Origin of the sequence: Bdellovibrio sp. ArHS (assembly GCF_000786105.1) — a bacterium.
Taxonomy (GTDB): Bacteria; Bdellovibrionota; Bdellovibrionia; order Bdellovibrionales; family Bdellovibrionaceae; genus Bdellovibrio.
The window spans coordinates 119742-136885 of the sequence record NZ_JTEV01000012.1; the positions used below are offsets into that span (position 1 = coordinate 119742).

The window sequence follows — 17144 nt, forward strand, 5'->3', positions numbered from 1 at the left end:
CCCCTAAAGGCCAATGTAATCTAAGTTGGTTATGGCGATGTCTGCCATATCACTCGAAGGTCTTGCAAAGACGCCGGAAATCATCTCAAACTCAGTAGTCATATCATCAAGAGCTTCTTTAGACCATTTTGATGCGTCACCATATCGAACCTGATAAATTGCATATTTGCGCAAGAAAGGCTCACAAGCGTCTGGCCATTCGGGCACGTTTGTCGTGTTCTTTCCAACTAAGATATAGTCACCTACGGCAACAGTGTCGCCAGAACCAAGAGTGAAAGGATTAAGAGTGAAAATTCCACCGGCGCAAGATTCATATTCGATATTCCTAGCTTTTACGTTTCCATATTTATCGCAGACACATAAGAAAAAGTCTGAATTGATTTCAGTCTCATCATAAGGCTCTGTTGTAGCTACTTCTAAAGCCGTGAGATTGCCACCCGCGACTGTTGCCACAGTGATTTGCCCTGACTTCTTTTGAAGCTTAGGAATTGTCTTGCCATAGGTAAAGTAAAAGATGCCACTTGTTACGGGAGGATTAAACTCAATCCCATCATGGCGCGTAAGATACCCAAATGGATAACCTAGTTGTCTTGTTACCTTCTCTTTGGTGTAAGACTTGTACAGAGTTTTAAAGTAAACCCCGCTATTAGAGTCAGACCATTGGATAGTGTCGATGTCTCGAACATAGCAGTCTTCCGGGTAGTCATACATGCGCTGACCGGAAACGACCGGAACCTCTACTGTAATATCAAAAAACTTTGTCTTAAGGTTATGAACCTGCTTTGCCAAGAAGTCTTGAGCGTCGTTTAGGTTTTGAACCATGACGTCTTGAGGAATACCGCTATCTGAATCATAGCGCGTATTGCCAGTCATTTTTCTGATAATCGTGATGAGGTTCTCTACTCTTTGCATTACTCACCCATCATTGCAGAGATAAGCTTCTTCTTTTTTGCTACGTTTTCAAACTTCGAATAATCTTGCTCGCCGTCAACAGTCTCACCCATGTTTCCGTCTTGCTCGCCTGTGCGGGTTCCCTCTTGCATGGTGTAATGCTTTTCAATCGCAGAAACGGCCTGCTTCATAGAATTGATAGCTTCCATCATTGGATTTTTTTCTTTAATGTCACTCATTTTAATGCTCCTCCAAAGGCCTTCATCATTGTGTCGAAACCTTGGTTTTGATTTTGTGCGTATTGTTGTTCAATTTGCGCAGCTCTGTCTCGTCTCGCCCTCTCATCTGCTGCTTTTTGCGCTAGATAATTAGATAAAAACTGTCCACCCGCCATGATTCCGGCAGCCGCAGGACTGGACATCCCCGCAGCTCCAGCTCCAGATGCGGCCGCCGCCTCACCGCCACCAGACGATGCAAAGTCAGCAGTTTGATAGCTTGCCGGATAAGAAGATGTTTCATAAGCGTCTGCTGATTTTCCAGTAATGTATGACTTTTCAGAACCCATTCTTGGTTTTTCAAATTCTTTAAGTTGTTCGTCTAGCCAAGACATCAATACTCCTTTGCTAAGCAGTAAAAGTTATATTCGCCAGCGCCCGCCGAAAGAGTAACTAGAATCTGAACGTGACCAGAATATAAATCAGGCACGTTGATTGTCTTTGCTGAATTCGCGGCGAGTGTCACAGTAGCCGATGGAATATCTTCCCAATTGGTATTGTCATTGCTTCTTTGAAGCTTCATAGAGCCAGCAGTTCCGGTTATTCCATTGATCTGGACAGAAATTCCATTGCAATTTGTAACGTCAATCTGACCGATTACTTGATCAGACGAAACTGTCAGAGTTTTTTTGAAAGATTTGTGAATTACTTTAGCCATCAACAACTCCTAAGAGTAATTATTGTTTTTGAATTTAAAATAAGCAACGAATATAGTTTGCCTACTTCGTCAGCGAAACCTTCTCGACAAGCCCATCAAGCGCCTTAATCACAGAGTCCACAGACTCCAAAGCGACATTGCACTCATCGCCTGCGTAACGGCAGGCTTTTTTCCAAGAAAGCTTAACCTTTGACCATTGATCAGCATGCACCATGATCATGTAGGGCCGCTGGGCTTCCCATTCTTGGTTTGAAATTATGCGCTTTTTCTTGGAAAGATTCGTCGCGCACGCGCCCTCTCTTCCATCAATAAAGGGGATCTCGGCGCATATTTCAACGTCGGGAACAACGTCTTTTGCGGCGCAGTTACATAGCGCCAAAGCGAGAAATGATAGCAAGATAATCTTGGCGAATCTTTTCTTTTTCATCTTCGGTATAAACCTTTTTTGTTGCATGGTCGTATGCTTTTTTTGCTTCGCTCTTAAATTCGTCGAGCTTTAAGCCCTCTTTGAGAGAATCAAGCGACAGATCAATTTGGAATACGCCAAGCTCATACACAAGGCCGAGAAAGCCAGCCACAAAAGGCATGAGGGCCGTAGCCCCCACGCCGACAATCCCTAGCTTCATAAGAATTAAAGATGATCCAAGGCGAACAGAGAAAAGGTCTTTTCCTTTGTTGTCTAAAATCTTTCCTAGAAAGCTAAGGAATTTTCCCAATTAGATTTCTTTCTCTACAGCGGGAAGCAATGCTTTGTTTGCGTCAAACCATTTTGCCAACAGTTGTGCTGTTGCATTGTCTTTCAAAGACTCGTCAAGAATCTCTGGAAGGTCTGCAAAAGCCTCCGCCTTGATGCCAGCAGATGCGCGACCGTCTTGGTCTTTATCGTAAGACACTTCGTAACCAATTTTTACGACTGCATCTTTAACTTCTAATTTTCCACCTTTTTTCAACTCTGACATAAAATCCTCCGGCCCGTGTTCTCGGGCAAATGAGTTGTTGTTATTTTAGCCCGACGTGGGCTTTAATCTCTTTAATTTCTTCCTTCAGACCGTCGAGAGCTTTAACCACTTTATCGACTTGCTTGTTCGTCATACGATAAAGAAGGAAACCAATGCCCATGATCGAAACAATCGTTCCGGCCTCAAATCCTGCCTCTTTTGCTGTTGTTAAAATCGTGAGAAGCTCAGTCATGAAATCTCCTTATCTTGGCCCTTGGCATTTCATATCAAACTGAAATCCTGTGCTTGCCGCCGATGTCGTCGCCCCATTTTGAGTAATTCCAACCAACGTAAAGCCAGATGCAGTTTTAGAAGTAACTTTATATGAATCAATTGTAGATGTTGACGAACCAAGAGCTACGAAATCGCAACTATAGTTTGAAGAAGAAAAGGCCGGAGAAAAGGTAATAGCGCATGACCCTGTCGAGTAGTTTCCGATTGAAACACCACCAGTTCCACCTGTAATTGACGATGATGCCCCACATGTAACGCCATTTGCTCTAAAAATGAGATCAGATGTAAGTGTCGACGGCGTGGTCACGTTTCCGACAAAAATTGGAACTGGAATGTTGGCTGTAGCGGGAATTACCGTGAATGTTGGTCTATATGTTGCCGTAGATGCGTTGAGAGTCATGGTCCCGGCAGTTGTCTGACCCTGAATTTTAATACTAAAAGTTGAATCAGCCGTGACGATTCCACATAAATCATATGTTTGTGCGTATCCAGCCGTTGCATCTTGGAATGCGGCGCCAGAGTTAATTACGTTTCCAGATCCATCAACTAATCTAAGAGCGTTTGTTGACCCAGCAGAACTTCCCCATGCTGTCGCGTTTACACAAACTTGATAAAGACCTGGATATTGAGATGTACAAGTAATTCCTGGTAAATTTCCAGAAATAGCTGAGCACACCAAATTAGAACCATTTATTTTCGTGAGACTTGTACCAGAGCCAGAACCAAAATCAGAGAAACTTGCAGATGTTGTCGTCCATTGTCCAGAACCAGACAAGCTTCCTGAAAAATTGCCCTGCACTTTCCCGGGAACAATGGCTGGCAAGTTATAGTCAGCGCCCGTTTTATCACAAGTAAGCTTTACGGTAGTTGCTCCGTTAAAATATACCGTTACACCAGACGCAGATGCGGCCCCGGCTGTTGAGGTGTTCGTCGATGTTGTTGAAGTGGTTGATGTTCCACAATTTGGATTGCTAGTAAATAGAGATGTTTTAAATGTACAAACTGAAGGCGAAGCGGAAGTACAAGACACCCAATCAGATGATCCTGTCAATGATGATGCCCCAGATGCAGACGATACCATTGCGGTGAATGTGTTTGGAGGAGACACAAATGCTAGGTTAGTAGCTGGACCAAAATAAGACGATGCCGCATTAATAATTGCCGCAGCACCAACTATTCCAGTGTAATTAGCCCTTAAATAAACTCTATATACTGTATCAGGGCTTGTCGCCTTGGCTGGATAGTTAAGAGAGACAATCGCCCATTGCATAATGTCGTTTGGCAAGATTGTATCACACTGAACTTGAACTGAATTTATATCAAGACACCATTTTAGATCAACGCCAGCTTGAAAAACAGCCGCTGACAAGCGAATGTATGCCTGTAAATTGCTTCCATCTAAATCGCCGAACGATGCAGTATAAGTCTGAGAAATTACGTCTAGATTTGATTGAGTCCCGGACGGCAGAGTTAATTGCAGAGACTTAGGGGGTGTATAATAATATGTGTCATCTGTAATCGCTGTAACGCCGGAACCAATAACCCATCCGTCTGAAGCGTTGACGCTATGGAATTGAGGATTTTTTAGTCTGTTATCGTTTCCTGTCTCAATCAAAGCTGTTGTTGAATTAATCCTTGTTGCTTGATTGAGTGGAACCTTAAAATTAAAAGTTACTGGTGCCGAACCAGTTAATAGTTGTCCACCAAGTGTTGTTGGTGGAAGCCCTGCAAATGCGATGTTAGGAAATAATGATAAAATAGCTAATATTAATCTCATAAGTCACCTATTGAGAAAGAATCCATTGAATTTCAAAAGCGTTTGTTCCCGATGTGGTCGCGCAAACAGACACGTTAGCCGCCGCTGGTATGTATCCAGAGTCTCGACCTGGCTGTAATTGCATACCCGCCGTTGTAGATGCTGTGCCGCCGATTCTGTACCTAATGGCGTCTGTGTTCGTGTCTGGAGCTTGAATGATAAAACCAACAGCATTGGCCGGTGCTGTTGCGGTGGACGCTGTTGTAGCCGTCAATGAGGTATTTGCTTGGGAACCGTTTGTGTTAACTGGTGCCTTAGTCGGAATAGCTGACTGATCAGAAGAAAGAGTGACAGCAAGTGAATCTGTCATTGCTTTCTGACCAAGTGTGGCCGGTAGCTTCGCGCTCATTGCCGATAGAGTTGTTTCCGTTGCCGCACCTGTTGGAAGGGGTAGGGTCGCAGCACTTACCGGAACAGCAGATGCTCTTAATTGTGTATCAGTTAGAGGACCGCTTACAGGAACAGGCGTTGCTCTAAGTTCAGCATCGGTCAATGGACCCGATACTGGTACTGCTGTTGCTCTTAATTCGGCATCTGTTAGGGGTCCGGTTACCGGAACTGCGCCACCTACTAATGCAGGCGTTTTTGTGTCGATACTTGAAAGCGTCGCCTCTGTTGCCGCACCTGTAGGTAGAGGCAGAGACGATGCTGAAATTGGTACAGGAGACGCCCTAAGCTGAGTGTCTGATAAGACTTTTGCTTCCAAGGAAGCCAAAGTTGTTTCGGTCGCAAAATCAATCCCTTGAATTGTTGTGTCAACAGCTAAGACGGCTGTTTCGACGTCATTTACCGATTCGATAGTCGATGGGTTGATCGGATTATTTGTAGAATCAAAAAGTTTAGTAGGAAGCGGCTTGTTATTTGCCGCATTTGCAGTGTCTTCTTCGACCTCAACGTCATTTCCATCAAGCACGAACTGCGTTGGGCCCTGCTGGGCTATGACGATTTGTGAACCAGTTTCGTCAACCCGTTGAGTGGTATGTCTAAGAATAAAGAATGTATCACCCGGACTTGGCAAATAGCCCGAGTTAATAGAAAGAAGAAATCTGTTTGTCTCGACTTTTACAATTGGAATTTCAATGAAAGCGGCATTGCCGTCTTCAAATCTAACCAAGTCGCCGACTCTTGCCGGCGTGCTTGTGTCAGCAACATAGAAAAGATCACGACTTCCATCATTGACTAGTCCAGTGCCCACGCCTGCCGTTCTGGGATTTAATGCGTCACCGACTCGAAATGCGAATCGATTAACATCTAATGAATTTCGATTTGGATCCGTAGGAATGACGGTTACAAAATTCTCTGTGATGCCCGTCCCTAGATCTGTTTTTTTATTTGAGGGAAAACCCTTTGTACCTGACATGAAAGCTCCTCGGGGTCGTTAACGCCCGTCTCAGTGAGAAAAAAGCGGACGCGCCAAACAACAAACGCGCCGCTAAAAATTAACCTAAAAGCGTTTGTGCATCTGATCCGACAACGATTAGATCAAAATCGATTTCCGCTGGGGTTGTCCCATCTTCTTCGAAACAGTTAACTGTGATCTGTAATTTGTCTGATTCAGCGACAACTTTATGAATGAAACCAGGACCATGAGGCAAAACTGCTGCAATGACAGGTTGTGCGCCTGGGCGGTTAACATTCACTTTAATTGTATAATCACCAACGCCGTTATCTACGATTGTGCAGAATTTAGCGCAAAGACCGCTAAGAACTGGAGTTCCTAAGCCTGTTTTTGTGACTGCAATAATCTCAAGACCGCGCTGTTGTGAGCTTACGGATTTAATACCGATTGCCATTTTAAATTCCTCCAAAGAAAGAGCGGAACCCCGACCACATAGCCGAGGCTCCTCTCAAATTATTTCGCTAGGCCTGTTACAACACCTTGGAATGAAGGAATGATGTAGTTTTGGTAGTAGCCACCGTATCGAGCGCCGTAAGCGTCTGAGTTGGCTAAACGCAAGAATACAGTTCCATCGTCATCGAACCAACCGAAGTCAGGACGGTGATATGCTGTGATGAAATCAGTATTTAGAGCGTACATGCGGTCATCTGGACACATGCGGTCTTCAATGATTGCAAGTTTAGAACCATTTGCTAGGTACTCAATTCCTGACCAAGACACTTTACCTTTCAATTCGCTTGCGCGCGGGTCGATTTGGTAAACCTTTTGATCTTCAAGGAAGTTTTTAATCTTACGCATTTGAAGATAAGAAGTTACCAACAACTTAGGCGCTTTACCTGACTTGAACATGATTTTAGAAACAAGTTCATTCATGATGTCGGTAGAGATACCAGAGCCGCCGGCTGCGATTTGAGTAGATTGGAATCTACGAGCAACCGCAACACCGTAGCGAGTGTCGCCTGGAACCGCATCGCAGATGCCTTTTAGACCAATTGGATCATTGTCTTTAGAGTTCTGCATGTACACGATAGCACTTGCGCCGGAAGACGTTAGATCCAAAGATCCAGATAGACGAGTCAACTCAACTGTGCGAGTCGATGGAATGACTTCGTCAATGCGGAATACAGACGCGTCTGTTCCTACGTTGACGTAGTCATTTTCTTCCCAATGTCCTTCAACCCATGTCGCGTCCGTAATGATGATTACTGGATTCGCCGCTGTACCTGTAGCATTTGCGCTAATAGTACCAAGAGCACCAGTCCCGTCACCGAACATAATGCGCGAAGCATTTCGGTTCCAAGACTCAACAGTCTTTTGCACGTTCCATTTCATCGCCTCAACAAACGCGCCCTCATCTGAACTTGATGCCTTTAATGCCTCACGCTCGATTTCTGTAGTTGCATACACACGTTTTGCAACAAGTGTCGCCTTTACAGCAGATGCTGGGTTTGCCGTTGGCAATTGACCAGAACCAACGCCGCCCGAGAAGAATGTGGGCACAGCGGCCTTGTAGTCTTCACCGACGAATTGATAATCTTTTTTAATAGTTCCAAGAATAGGATTCGCACTATTGTACGCATTCTCGGAAAGCTTCCCGAATTTCGTTTTGAACAACGCACTTTGCGCTGTTAATGAAAACGCTGACATCTTTACTCCTAGGCCCATAGTTATTGGGCAATAGTTGTTAAAAAGTTCTGTTATTTAGTTTTTAAATTTCATCGAAGAACAAAGGCTCGGATTCTGAATTTCCACCAACCTTGGGAACATCCTTCTTCCCGTGAAGAAATTCGTCTTTCTGCTTTTGTTTTGCTTCGATAGTTCGCTGAGTTCTTTTAGATCCCCAAAGTTCATCGACCATTTCGGCCATCTCATTTGGTTTAAAGCCTAATGTGTAAGCTTTATCGACCATATTAAGAAGATTCTTGCGCTTAGTTTCCTCATTCCATCCGAGGCTAAGCGTTTTGATTCTTTCTTCGGTCGCATTCCAAAGGCGATCCTTCTCGATTGTTTCGATGATTCTTTCTGGGGTTATTTGAGCGGGCTTGTAGTCAGAGTATTTCGCAGCCATCTGTCTTTCATAGGCTTCGATTTGCTCATATCTACTAGCAAACTCTTCCTCAGAAACTTGATGACTTGCTCTAAGACTATCGATCTTTGCAGAGAGTGCGCGGTGCGCTTGCTCCTGTTTCGACGACTCTTCAAGAGTGTCCGCGCGATGCTTTTGAATCTTAGCTTCATAAGCCAAGGCATCGGCCTTACGCTCATCTTCAGACATTGCATAAAATTTTTCAAGCAAAGAAATATTATCGTTTAAAAATTTTTGACGAAACTGGATTGGGTCAACTCCAGCAATTTGTGCCATCTTGAACATTTTCATGTCAGAGTCTGGTTCTTCAAATGCATCTCTAATCTTGTTTGAGATTTCTTGAAGCTTTAGCTCTTTGGTGCCAATTTCTTTTTTTGACTTTGAAAGCTCAGTAAATTGCTTATCCCATGCAACTTTGCCAGACTTGTCTGCTCTGAGCTCTTTCAGAGTCCACATTTCTTCCTTGCCATTAACCGTTACAGGAATAAGTGTTTCGTCGTCTAATTCCAGGTCGGTATCTTGAAATTTTGCTTTTACTGTTTTTCTTGCTGGCTTTTCTTCGGCGTCCGACTTCTCACTATCTTTTGACTCTTTCGCCTTAGGTTCTGGTTTTTCTTTTGCATCAGACTTTGCCGTTTTGCCTTTGTCACTGTCGCTCGTTAGGTCCTGAGATTTATCTTGCTTGGGTTTGTCATCTTTCGATTTTCCACGCTTTTTATCTCCCAAAACCTGCTCAAGTTCATCGAACGTGAGTGGTCCACCGCCTGACTCAATTTCAATTCTTCCCTTGCCGTCATTTGATGTTGTTGGATTTGTGACGTTAATATTTGGGTTTGTGGAACCCGCACCTGTAGCCGCTTCAGACATATTTTACTCCTTTAAGGTCCGTTTTTTTCGGTTGCCTTTGATGTCCAATTTTGCGTTAATCGCAATAAGGCGCGAGTTGGTCTCTCGAAGCTTTGGTGAGGGCTTGCCCCGATGTTAAGAGCATCGGGGTTTTTTATTTTTAGAATTGAGAATCTGCCATAACTTCCTGCTGTGGATTTACTTCAGCTTGTTGCGGAGCTGGCGATTCAACATCTGCCGGAATTGGGCCCATCTGCGGGATTGGCGGAGGAACTTCCATGAACAGCGGGAACTGAGGGCACTCCACAATAATCCTTTGAGCAAAAGCTTGATTATTTAATGACATATCCATCATTAGCATTTCAGTAGCCATGATGTGATCTTGCATTGCTGCTTGAATTTCAGGCGGTGCCTTTTGCTTAAATCCCATCGCTTGCATACTCTGAACGTGAATCTTCCAATGGGTAATTTGATCTTCATAGACCTGGGGATCTATTTGGCCCTTACCGTCTTGGATATATTCGTTTTCATCTTCGGCAGCGCGAGCGGCGGCAGAACCCACGTCATAGAACTTGTCACCTTGAGCAAGACCCGTCATCTCGAGGACTTGTTCCCGTGGTAAAAGCTCTGGATATCTTTCACCAAGATCAATGACTTGCTGTGTTCTTAGAGCCTTAGAGTCCGCTAGACCCGTCGTATTCTGAAGTTCAACAGCATAGTCTTTTTGTAAAGACTCAATCTCAATCGGGAAATTTTCCCAGCGATTGTCTTTACCCAAAAGAAGCATGTTGCGTTGATCATCTTTTTGATAGAACTGTGCGCAGGTTTTTAAGATCTTTTCATTAACCGCAAGTCTCACGGCATTGAAAAGAGTCACGCTTGATTGCATACGACGAGACTCAGACTCTGAAACGTATTGCAAGGCCACGCCCGCCGTTACCCCTGGAGGCGGCTCACCGCGAACCACAGAATTTGATTTCATGAACGTATAGAACCAGTCTTTTAGTTCACTGATAAAATTAAAGTGTTGCTGCCCTACCGGGTTTGCTTGCGCAAGCACCGGGGCCTTTGCGCCCGCTTTAATTTTGACGATGTTCACGTCATTATTAAGCTGTTGGTCATCAACGGATCCACCTTCTACGAACCATTTTGCATAGCCCGCAAGCATGAACATTTTAATGACTGAATTTAAAAGGTTGTTAACAGTCGAGGAAATGCCACGCACTTTATCAATGCTAGACTGCCCTTGAAGCTCCTCGTCGTTCTCAATATCAACCATGCGGTCAATTGGAAGTTCGCCGTGATTGTATGACAAAGCACCTTTTTTTAGAAGTGCGCCTACGGTAAAGACAGCCTCATAGCCTTCAGGCATGTACTTGGTTTTTTTATGATAGAAAGTAATCTTGCGACATTTACCCGCAAGTGTTACCTGCTGCATGGTATCGAAGTCGAATACCTTCGCCTCTGCATCTTCTGTGATTTTATCTTTAAGATGAGGATAATCGAGCTTCAAAGCATCTACATAATCAAGCTCTATGATAAAACAATAATTTACGTTTTCCCAAGTGTCAGCGTCTTCATAAAAGAGCCATTGAACAGTTTTATGAACTACCTCAACGTCTCCTTGGAAAAGTCTTTGCTTTTTAACCGTGCCGTTCTCATCCGGTGCGGTTGCGACTTCTTGCAAAGGTTCGCCAATGTCCGGGTTCCATCTAGTCCATAAGAACGATTCACCGGCAATCTGTGAGCTTGTCAGAAGTTTTTTGTACTTAAGATCTAGCTTTTGCTTGCGCTCGATATGCCCCAAGAATCGCTTTGCTATTTTCGCATCAACCTTATCACGAGTTTCATCGTGCATCGGAAGAACAACAATTCCAGGCTTCATCTCCAATAGACGAGACGTTTTCTCGTCAATTGCATCAGAAATCATGGGAAGTACAACCTGTGGCGTGTACTTTCTCTGCGTCTCTAAGACATCTCTAGGATAGTAAATTGAATTGAAATACTGATATCCCTTGTATCGCAAAACATTGTTTTTTGCGCGTTCAAGGTAGTTCTGCCGCTTATTTCTTAGAGTTAGCAGCTCTTGTTTAAGCCAATTTAAAACTGCATCATCATCGGAATGATCAATTGCAAAAAACGGCTTCGGCGGAGCAGTATAATTCATCTGCTCCAAGTCTTCCCATGTTATTGCTTCGCTCACTTTTACGTCCCCTTTCTATGAGGAAAATAAAAGCGCGGCGTGGTCTATTAGATAGCTTTAGGTGGGGGCCCTGGTTGTTTTTTGTTCTTAATTTGCTCTAAATACTCCCGCTCTTGGTCGTCGATCGGGTCGTCAATCTCTCGATATGGATTACCAAGAGTTTTGCCGATTTCTTTAGAGAATTGTTCCATCATGTCACCCATTGGATTAACAGGCTGCATTTGCACGACATGAGTTGAGAAATAATTCTTAGCAAGCATGATTACTAGGCACCCTAGGCTTGCAAGAAGTGCGATTGTTGAAAGTACGAAAGAAGCAATTAGCATTATCTTTCCCCCAGAGGATACAGATTGATTCCGAGTTCTAGTGCCCTCTCATGATCTTCCTCAGAGGGGCCGGAGTTTAGTGGTGTGTCAATCATACTAGGATCAATTCCCATTTGTTTCATAAGCATCATTCTGCGCTGAACACTTCGATTAATAGGCACGTCACCTTGTCCAAGCATTCTTTCTTGCTCTTGTTGAATTTCAACTTGTGATTTTAAATCATCAACAGCGCGTCTCATAGCTTCAGCCATAGAGGACCCGTTTGATTCAGACCAGCCAAAGTAATCTTGGGGTCGCCATTTCTTTTGTTCCATTAGTCAAACTCCGCATAGGGGTTTCCGACAGAAATCTCATCCTCAACGCGGAAGGCGCGAGGCTCTTCTTTTGGAATGATAACTTTTTCTTCTAATTCTTCAAGATTTAATCCACAAGCACCAAGCCCATACTGTAAAGCATTGATGTTGTGGTCATTGATCTTTGGGATTTTTCCTTTTTCATCAATGATGTAAGACTCCATCTCCCAAATAAGCTTGGGGCAGCTGTCGCAAATCGTTAAAAGGTTTTTATTTAAAACCGCGCGGACTAAGTTGATATACCCGTCTGCGCCGAACTGGGTCTTATTTGATGGCGTCATCCACCATTTTTGATCGATTTCATTGATTTCATTTTTAAACCAGGCCGCCGCCTCATCGTAACAATACTCAACCTCTCGTACTTTTGCGCGAATTGGCTCAAGCTTTTCGCTCACAGCATCGTAAACGGCCCTTGCCGTCATCTTTTCTGCTTCCTGAATGTAAAGCTCATCAAAGACAATTACGCGCTTGGTGTACGGATTGAATAGCAGTAAGACAACGCCAAAAGTAGATGTGGAGGCCGGGTCAAAGCAAACCCACAAAATCCATTTATTTAAGTCTTTTGGGCAAATGTCTTCAAACTTTGGAAATGTCCTGTTCAGGATTTGCGGGAAGATCGAGTTTTTACCGCCTTTTACAAAGAGCGCCTCGTACTCACGAAGCCATTTATTAAGTTCACCCTTTGCAATATGCTTCTGCTTTTGTCTTTCCAAAAAGGCCCGCGAATTGTGTACATTGTCGAACGATGTTGCTCTCGTCCAAAATGCGTCCGATCTAGACCTTAGATCATCCATTAAATCAACATAGTGATTGTGAGCCTCAGGTGGGGTCCCTAAATACAATGCGGGGGCATCATACCTTGCTCTATTTGGCTCCATAGCATCGATGAATGCAGGCTTATGGTCCTTCAACTCGTCGTAAACCACTAGGCCCTTTGGCTTAATACCGCGAAGCGCATCAACGTTGTCAGAACCGTCAATCTTGATGAAAGAGCCGTTCTTAAACTTGATACGCATTTCGGTATTGTTTGGCTCTCCATCCATCCATTCCTTGGGTCCAAAGTTCTGAATGCGACTCGGAGCCCACAAGATCTCTTTTGCCTGCTTTTGTAATGGTTCAAAAATGTAATTCTCTGAGCCAGGAAACTGCATGGCGTATCTCCATGTGCAGTAGGCGGCAATGTCTGTCTTTCCAGAAGATCGGCCACATTGAGCGCCGATGTCTTTGATGTTCTGATAAAACAAAGCATTGCCGAGACCTACTTGCCACGGGAGGGGGCTCCAGTTACGGTGCAAGCCCTCGAGTATCTCGTAAAGTGCTAACTCAGAATCATTAAGCATCAATAAGTTTTAACGCCCGTCTTTCCTTGCGATTTTTTGGGGCTCTTTTGGCCTCAAGCATCTTGTATTCTTCTTCAGTCAACTCGCGGCTTCCGTCTTGGATCCGTTTCGACTGCCCCATCATGTGCATGACGCCGAAATCATGGATTAATTGTTTCCATGCTGCTTTGATATTTTCAGGATCATTTGCATCATGCTTTGGAACCTGAACTGAATAAATAATCCCCAGAACATTCAGTCTTAACGTGATGTATGGGTTTTCAATCTTATCTTCGCTTGTAAACTTCACACATTGAACGAAAAGATCGATTCCAATTTCTTCGATTTGCTCTTTAGTTAGATGACCTATTATCACTCTTCCTTCTTTCCGCCGACGAGTATCGGCAATCCAGTGTCTGTGCTTGTTGTTGCTTTGTGAGCGACCTGGGCCGCAAATGGATCGGCCAAAATCTTTGCCCGAACTTCTGTTGCATCGATAACTTTTTCGTTAACTTCTTTGTCCATGTTTTCTATTTTCACGGCAGACATAGTTGGATAGCAGTACCTAGCAAGTGTTCCGACAGCCTGATTTGCTACGGCAAGATAAGCTGCGCCCGTATCTTTTGGAGAACTTGGCGGGTTGTCCTCATCGCCTTCATATCCATCTGCACACCCTCTTTTTTCGTCAAATGCGCTCATGGCTTTGTTGTAGATGGCAAGCTGCATCTCGAGCAGGTCAATGCCGCGCCTTTCAAGCTCTGATCTCAGGGTCAAAGATGTCTTATTGGGCATCCTTGCTCTAGAGCCAGACATTACTTGACCTTTTTATCTGCAAAAGTGGTAAGCGGTGATTCGTCGATTTCCTTTATAAGTAAGCTAAGCTCTTCCGGCGTCCAATCTCCAAACTGAGTTTTAAGAGTGATGATTTCTTTTTGCCGCCTTAATTCAAGAATAAAATCTTTTAACTCTTTTTTGGAAAGCTTGCGATTAAACCTTGCATGGAATGAATCTGTCAGTACTTGAAGAGTCGCCTGAATTTGCTCTAAGCCTTTCATAGATCCTCATAATGTGCGCGTGTTAGTTACATTTAAAGCATTGCAAATGCTATTAGCGTTGTAAAGATTTTTGTTTCCAATAGTTCAGGCCATTAATAGCGTTTTGATAAGCACGGATCCACTCGTTAAGTTCCTTCTCAGTAGAATAAAGATCCTTGATGTAATTAATCAGAGGTTTTGACCGATCAGTCATGAAGTAGATATATCCCTTCGGACAAAAGCGATCAGGACATATTTCAACGTCAATTTGGTCTTGGTATGACGTTACTATGATAATTTTAGGTTTCATCTATCACCGGGCCCGTTACCACACCGACAACACCCCCACATATGCCTATTGGGATGAGGATAGTACTTGTCATGTCCAAAAAAATAACACCAAAAAGGCGTGAACCATTTTTTAATCACACCGCCTCCCATCCCGTGGCTTTGATCTTGGCGCCGCAGTGTTTGCATTCATGCACAAAAAGATACAAAACCCCTCCGAAGAGGGGGATAAAATTAAGCTTTTGACAAGCCTTCTACTTCCCTGCGTTTTCTATCTAGCGTTCGCATCTCTTGAAAATCTAATGCATCACCAAGAGCTTTGATTGTATCTTCATTATATGATGACGGAAACTTCTCGTTAAGTTTTTCAATGATGTGCTTTGCAACAGCGATCATATCAACAACCTGGCAACCATTTACTCCGACCTCTTTAACGGGGCCATTTTGCAGTGTGAATAAGATTTGGTTGTAATCATGAATCACATGAATATGTGCTCTCGGCTCACTCATTTTACCAATTTCGCAGCTAATCACATATTCTGAACCATTTACTTTGTTAATTCCTTTTAGTGTTTCTAAAGCCATTTAAGACCTCCTTTGTTTTTATTTTTTAGTTTCCAATAACTCATCAATTTTAACTTCAAGAAGCTGCATGGCTTTTCCGTTTAGGCGCTGGAAGGTTTCTGATTTAACAGCTTGCTCGCCGTAGTAGGCCGCTGCCATTGCGTACATTGTTTTCTGGGAGGGGATAACCGCAGCAATCAATGCGAAAGTCGGACATAGTGCGGCTAACACTTTAACGCCGGTGATAAAAGTTTTTCGACCCGCCTTCGCCTTCACTAACTCTTCACCTCTTTTGAATTGATCAAAATCTTGGTGCATTAAGATGCCGAAAATTCCTGCACACACTAAAATTCCTGAAACAATAGAGAAGGCAGCAAACATGCCGTCTAAACTTCCAACTACCTCACACAAATAAATATACAATGCTAAATTCATTACTTTCCTACCTCTTCTATTTTGTAGCACTTCTTAAAATCGACCCCCGTGATTTTTCTTTCCACGCAGAAGCCTTTGTTTTCTATAATTTCAGTTTTCTGGTCATCTTTCCCGACGCCATGAAATATAAAGCCAAAAAAAATAGCCACTAATGCAGTAAAAACAATTTCCATTAGACCTCCTCAATAAGTATGTTGTGCACCGCCATCATCAGCGCCTTCTTAATTAAATAATCTCTTGTCTTAAAACCTTTGACGTCGACAACCTTGCGATTGCCGTATAAATCGAAATACTCAAAGTCTGCAACGTAGTGCATGACTCTGTTTGAATCCACAAAGCGCACAGGCCTGCCGTTGATCGGAAAATCGAACTTCACTTGGAATTTGAGACCTTTGATGTCCCCGCGCTCTTGCAAAGCTTTAAGTCGTAAGTATTCCCGCGCTTCTTTTCGAGAATCGAAAGTTTTATCTTCGATTGTGGTTTTTCTGTTGCCGTATTTTCGGAATGGACGTTTCACTTCCCCTCCCTAATCTCTCTTTGCACTCTCGCTAAATGCGCATTAATCAGCCTGAACATCTTTTTCACCCTCGGGATACTCAAGCTCTGCATTGTGAACTGATTAAGAAGCTCACTCCAAAGAGCGGCTTCTTCTATTAACTCTTGGTCTTTGGTCACGCTTGAAATCTCACAAGCTCAATTTCGCCTTGCTCTGCTAATAGCTTAATGATTGGCACGATACCGCTGTAATCGTTCGCATCGGCGTTGTAGTCGTACTTACCGTCATGAGTGTAGCGACCGTATGGCTTAACTAGGTTTGTGTATGAGTAAAGGTAACAACTCAACTGATCTGGATGATAGTTGAAGTAACCCATGCCATTGTACGCCTCTTGAGCTTTCAAAATACCCTCTAGCGACAGGCCATAGCGCTTGCATTTTGTGTCGATCGAATCGAACTTAATCGCATCAATCGCAGCTTCTTCCCATGATTCGAACGGACCGCGACCTCTTGGAACTAACGAAGTCTTTCTTCCGGTCCCGATGATCTTTTCGCCATTGTGTAAAACGCCTTTAAATGAGCAAGATGCCTCACGCCAATGAATACAGCCGATCACCCACCAAGGAAGTCCAAAGTGGTCAGCAATGACCTTATATCGCTCTTTACCAGCTAAAACCGTTTGCGCGGCTTTCTTTGCTGAGCTTAGGTATTTTGGGTTGATTTCAGCCTTGTCGTAATTAGCACCATACCAAGCCAAAGATCCTCGTTCGTTCGGATTTGAGCTTGCAGGCTCATTGATTGGCGGGACAGGGTAAGAAACTGGTGAATCAGTTTTTGGTGAACTTGGTTTGGAAAAAACCAATTTAATCGCAGAAATAATTCGTTTTAAAAATGACATTTGCACCTCCGAGGAAAATAAACCT

The 17144-nt window shown here is 43.6% G+C and carries 26 protein-coding genes; all 26 read right to left on the reverse strand.

The genetic code is table 11. The annotated features are described in order from the left end of the window. Positions 1-3: 3 nt before the first annotated feature. The 26 genes from OM95_RS06890 to OM95_RS07005 all read right to left on the reverse strand — a co-directional run bounded on the left by OM95_RS06890 (position 4) and on the right by OM95_RS07005 (position 17119). Positions 4-912 (reverse strand): hypothetical protein, encoded by a 909-nt coding sequence (locus OM95_RS06890; protein WP_041871786.1) that lies wholly within the window; start codon positions 910-912, stop codon positions 4-6. Next, complete coding sequence (locus OM95_RS06895) at positions 912-1130, reverse strand: hypothetical protein (RefSeq protein WP_041871788.1); 219 nt, start codon at positions 1128-1130, stop codon at positions 912-914. The genes OM95_RS06890 and OM95_RS06895 overlap by 1 nt, the downstream gene beginning before the upstream one ends. Continuing rightward, positions 1127-1501, reverse strand: a complete 375-nt coding sequence (locus OM95_RS06900; protein WP_041871791.1) for a hypothetical protein — start codon at positions 1499-1501, stop codon at positions 1127-1129. The genes OM95_RS06895 and OM95_RS06900 overlap by 4 nt, the downstream gene beginning before the upstream one ends. Further along, positions 1501-1824 (reverse strand): hypothetical protein, encoded by a 324-nt coding sequence (locus OM95_RS06905; protein ID WP_041871793.1) that lies wholly within the window; start codon positions 1822-1824, stop codon positions 1501-1503. Before OM95_RS06905 ends, OM95_RS06900 begins: the two co-directional genes overlap by 1 nt. A gap of 61 nt (positions 1825-1885) precedes the next feature. Then, a complete protein-coding gene (locus OM95_RS06910) occupies positions 1886-2251 on the reverse strand; it encodes a hypothetical protein (RefSeq protein ID WP_291515755.1) in 366 nt (121 codons plus the stop codon). Further along, the gene (locus OM95_RS06915; RefSeq protein ID WP_291515757.1) at positions 2190-2450 is read right to left on the reverse strand and encodes a hypothetical protein; all 261 of its coding nucleotides are present in this window, start codon (positions 2448-2450) and stop codon (positions 2190-2192) included. The genes OM95_RS06910 and OM95_RS06915 overlap by 62 nt, the downstream gene beginning before the upstream one ends. 90 nt (positions 2451-2540) lie before the next feature. After that, complete coding sequence (locus OM95_RS06920) at positions 2541-2783, reverse strand: hypothetical protein (RefSeq protein ID WP_041871799.1); 243 nt, start codon at positions 2781-2783, stop codon at positions 2541-2543. Positions 2784-2823: 40 nt separating this feature from the next. Then, a complete protein-coding gene (locus OM95_RS06925; protein WP_041871802.1) occupies positions 2824-3015 on the reverse strand; it encodes a hypothetical protein in 192 nt (63 codons plus the stop codon). A gap of 9 nt (positions 3016-3024) precedes the next feature. After that, positions 3025-4833, reverse strand: coding sequence for a hypothetical protein (locus OM95_RS17155; RefSeq protein ID WP_291515759.1), 1809 nt, complete (start codon positions 4831-4833; stop codon positions 3025-3027). A gap of 7 nt (positions 4834-4840) precedes the next feature. Next, entirely contained in the window at positions 4841-6232 is a 1392-nt protein-coding gene (locus OM95_RS06935) for a hypothetical protein (RefSeq protein ID WP_041871807.1), read from the reverse strand. Positions 6233-6311: 79 nt separating this feature from the next. Beyond that, entirely contained in the window at positions 6312-6665 is a 354-nt protein-coding gene (locus OM95_RS06940; protein WP_041871809.1) for a hypothetical protein, read from the reverse strand. Positions 6666-6724: 59 nt separating this feature from the next. After that, on the reverse strand, positions 6725-7918 hold the full coding sequence (locus OM95_RS06945) for a phage major capsid protein (protein WP_041871811.1): 1194 nt from the start codon (positions 7916-7918) through the stop codon (positions 6725-6727). 61 nt (positions 7919-7979) lie between these two features. After that, entirely contained in the window at positions 7980-9224 is a 1245-nt protein-coding gene (locus OM95_RS06950) for a hypothetical protein (RefSeq protein WP_041871813.1), read from the reverse strand. 139 nt (positions 9225-9363) lie between these two features. Continuing rightward, positions 9364-11406, reverse strand: a complete 2043-nt coding sequence (locus OM95_RS06955; protein ID WP_291515761.1) for a hypothetical protein — start codon at positions 11404-11406, stop codon at positions 9364-9366. A 47-nt stretch (positions 11407-11453) separates the two neighbouring features. Continuing rightward, positions 11454-11732, reverse strand: a complete 279-nt coding sequence (locus tag OM95_RS06960; protein WP_041871820.1) for a hypothetical protein — start codon at positions 11730-11732, stop codon at positions 11454-11456. After that, the gene (locus tag OM95_RS06965; protein ID WP_041871823.1) at positions 11732-12046 is read right to left on the reverse strand and encodes a hypothetical protein; all 315 of its coding nucleotides are present in this window, start codon (positions 12044-12046) and stop codon (positions 11732-11734) included. The genes OM95_RS06960 and OM95_RS06965 overlap by 1 nt, the downstream gene beginning before the upstream one ends. Beyond that, positions 12046-13425 (reverse strand): terminase family protein, encoded by a 1380-nt coding sequence (locus tag OM95_RS06970; protein ID WP_041871826.1) that lies wholly within the window; start codon positions 13423-13425, stop codon positions 12046-12048. Before OM95_RS06970 ends, OM95_RS06965 begins: the two co-directional genes overlap by 1 nt. Next, positions 13418-13780, reverse strand: a complete 363-nt coding sequence (locus OM95_RS06975) for a hypothetical protein (RefSeq protein WP_041871829.1) — start codon at positions 13778-13780, stop codon at positions 13418-13420. The genes OM95_RS06970 and OM95_RS06975 overlap by 8 nt, the downstream gene beginning before the upstream one ends. Continuing rightward, complete coding sequence (locus tag OM95_RS06980) at positions 13777-14196, reverse strand: hypothetical protein (protein WP_291515763.1); 420 nt, start codon at positions 14194-14196, stop codon at positions 13777-13779. Before OM95_RS06980 ends, OM95_RS06975 begins: the two co-directional genes overlap by 4 nt. 20 nt (positions 14197-14216) lie before the next feature. Next, positions 14217-14459, reverse strand: a complete 243-nt coding sequence (locus tag OM95_RS06985) for a hypothetical protein (RefSeq protein ID WP_041871834.1) — start codon at positions 14457-14459, stop codon at positions 14217-14219. 52 nt (positions 14460-14511) lie between these two features. After that, positions 14512-14652, reverse strand: coding sequence for a hypothetical protein (locus OM95_RS17160; RefSeq protein WP_291515765.1), 141 nt, complete (start codon positions 14650-14652; stop codon positions 14512-14514). A gap of 308 nt (positions 14653-14960) precedes the next feature. Continuing rightward, positions 14961-15311 (reverse strand): hypothetical protein, encoded by a 351-nt coding sequence (locus OM95_RS17165; RefSeq protein WP_291515768.1) that lies wholly within the window; start codon positions 15309-15311, stop codon positions 14961-14963. Between the two features lie 18 nt (positions 15312-15329). Next, a complete protein-coding gene (locus OM95_RS06995) occupies positions 15330-15725 on the reverse strand; it encodes a hypothetical protein (protein ID WP_041871836.1) in 396 nt (131 codons plus the stop codon). Continuing rightward, positions 15725-15898: a hypothetical protein gene (locus tag OM95_RS17170; RefSeq protein WP_291515769.1), complete on the reverse strand. Its 174-nt coding sequence runs from the start codon at positions 15896-15898 to the stop codon at positions 15725-15727. The genes OM95_RS06995 and OM95_RS17170 overlap by 1 nt, the downstream gene beginning before the upstream one ends. Beyond that, positions 15898-16242, reverse strand: a complete 345-nt coding sequence (locus OM95_RS07000; RefSeq protein ID WP_041871839.1) for a DUF1064 domain-containing protein — start codon at positions 16240-16242, stop codon at positions 15898-15900. Before OM95_RS07000 ends, OM95_RS17170 begins: the two co-directional genes overlap by 1 nt. 154 nt (positions 16243-16396) lie before the next feature. Beyond that, complete coding sequence (locus OM95_RS07005; protein ID WP_041871842.1) at positions 16397-17119, reverse strand: hypothetical protein; 723 nt, start codon at positions 17117-17119, stop codon at positions 16397-16399. Between the last annotated feature and the right edge of the window lie 25 nt (positions 17120-17144).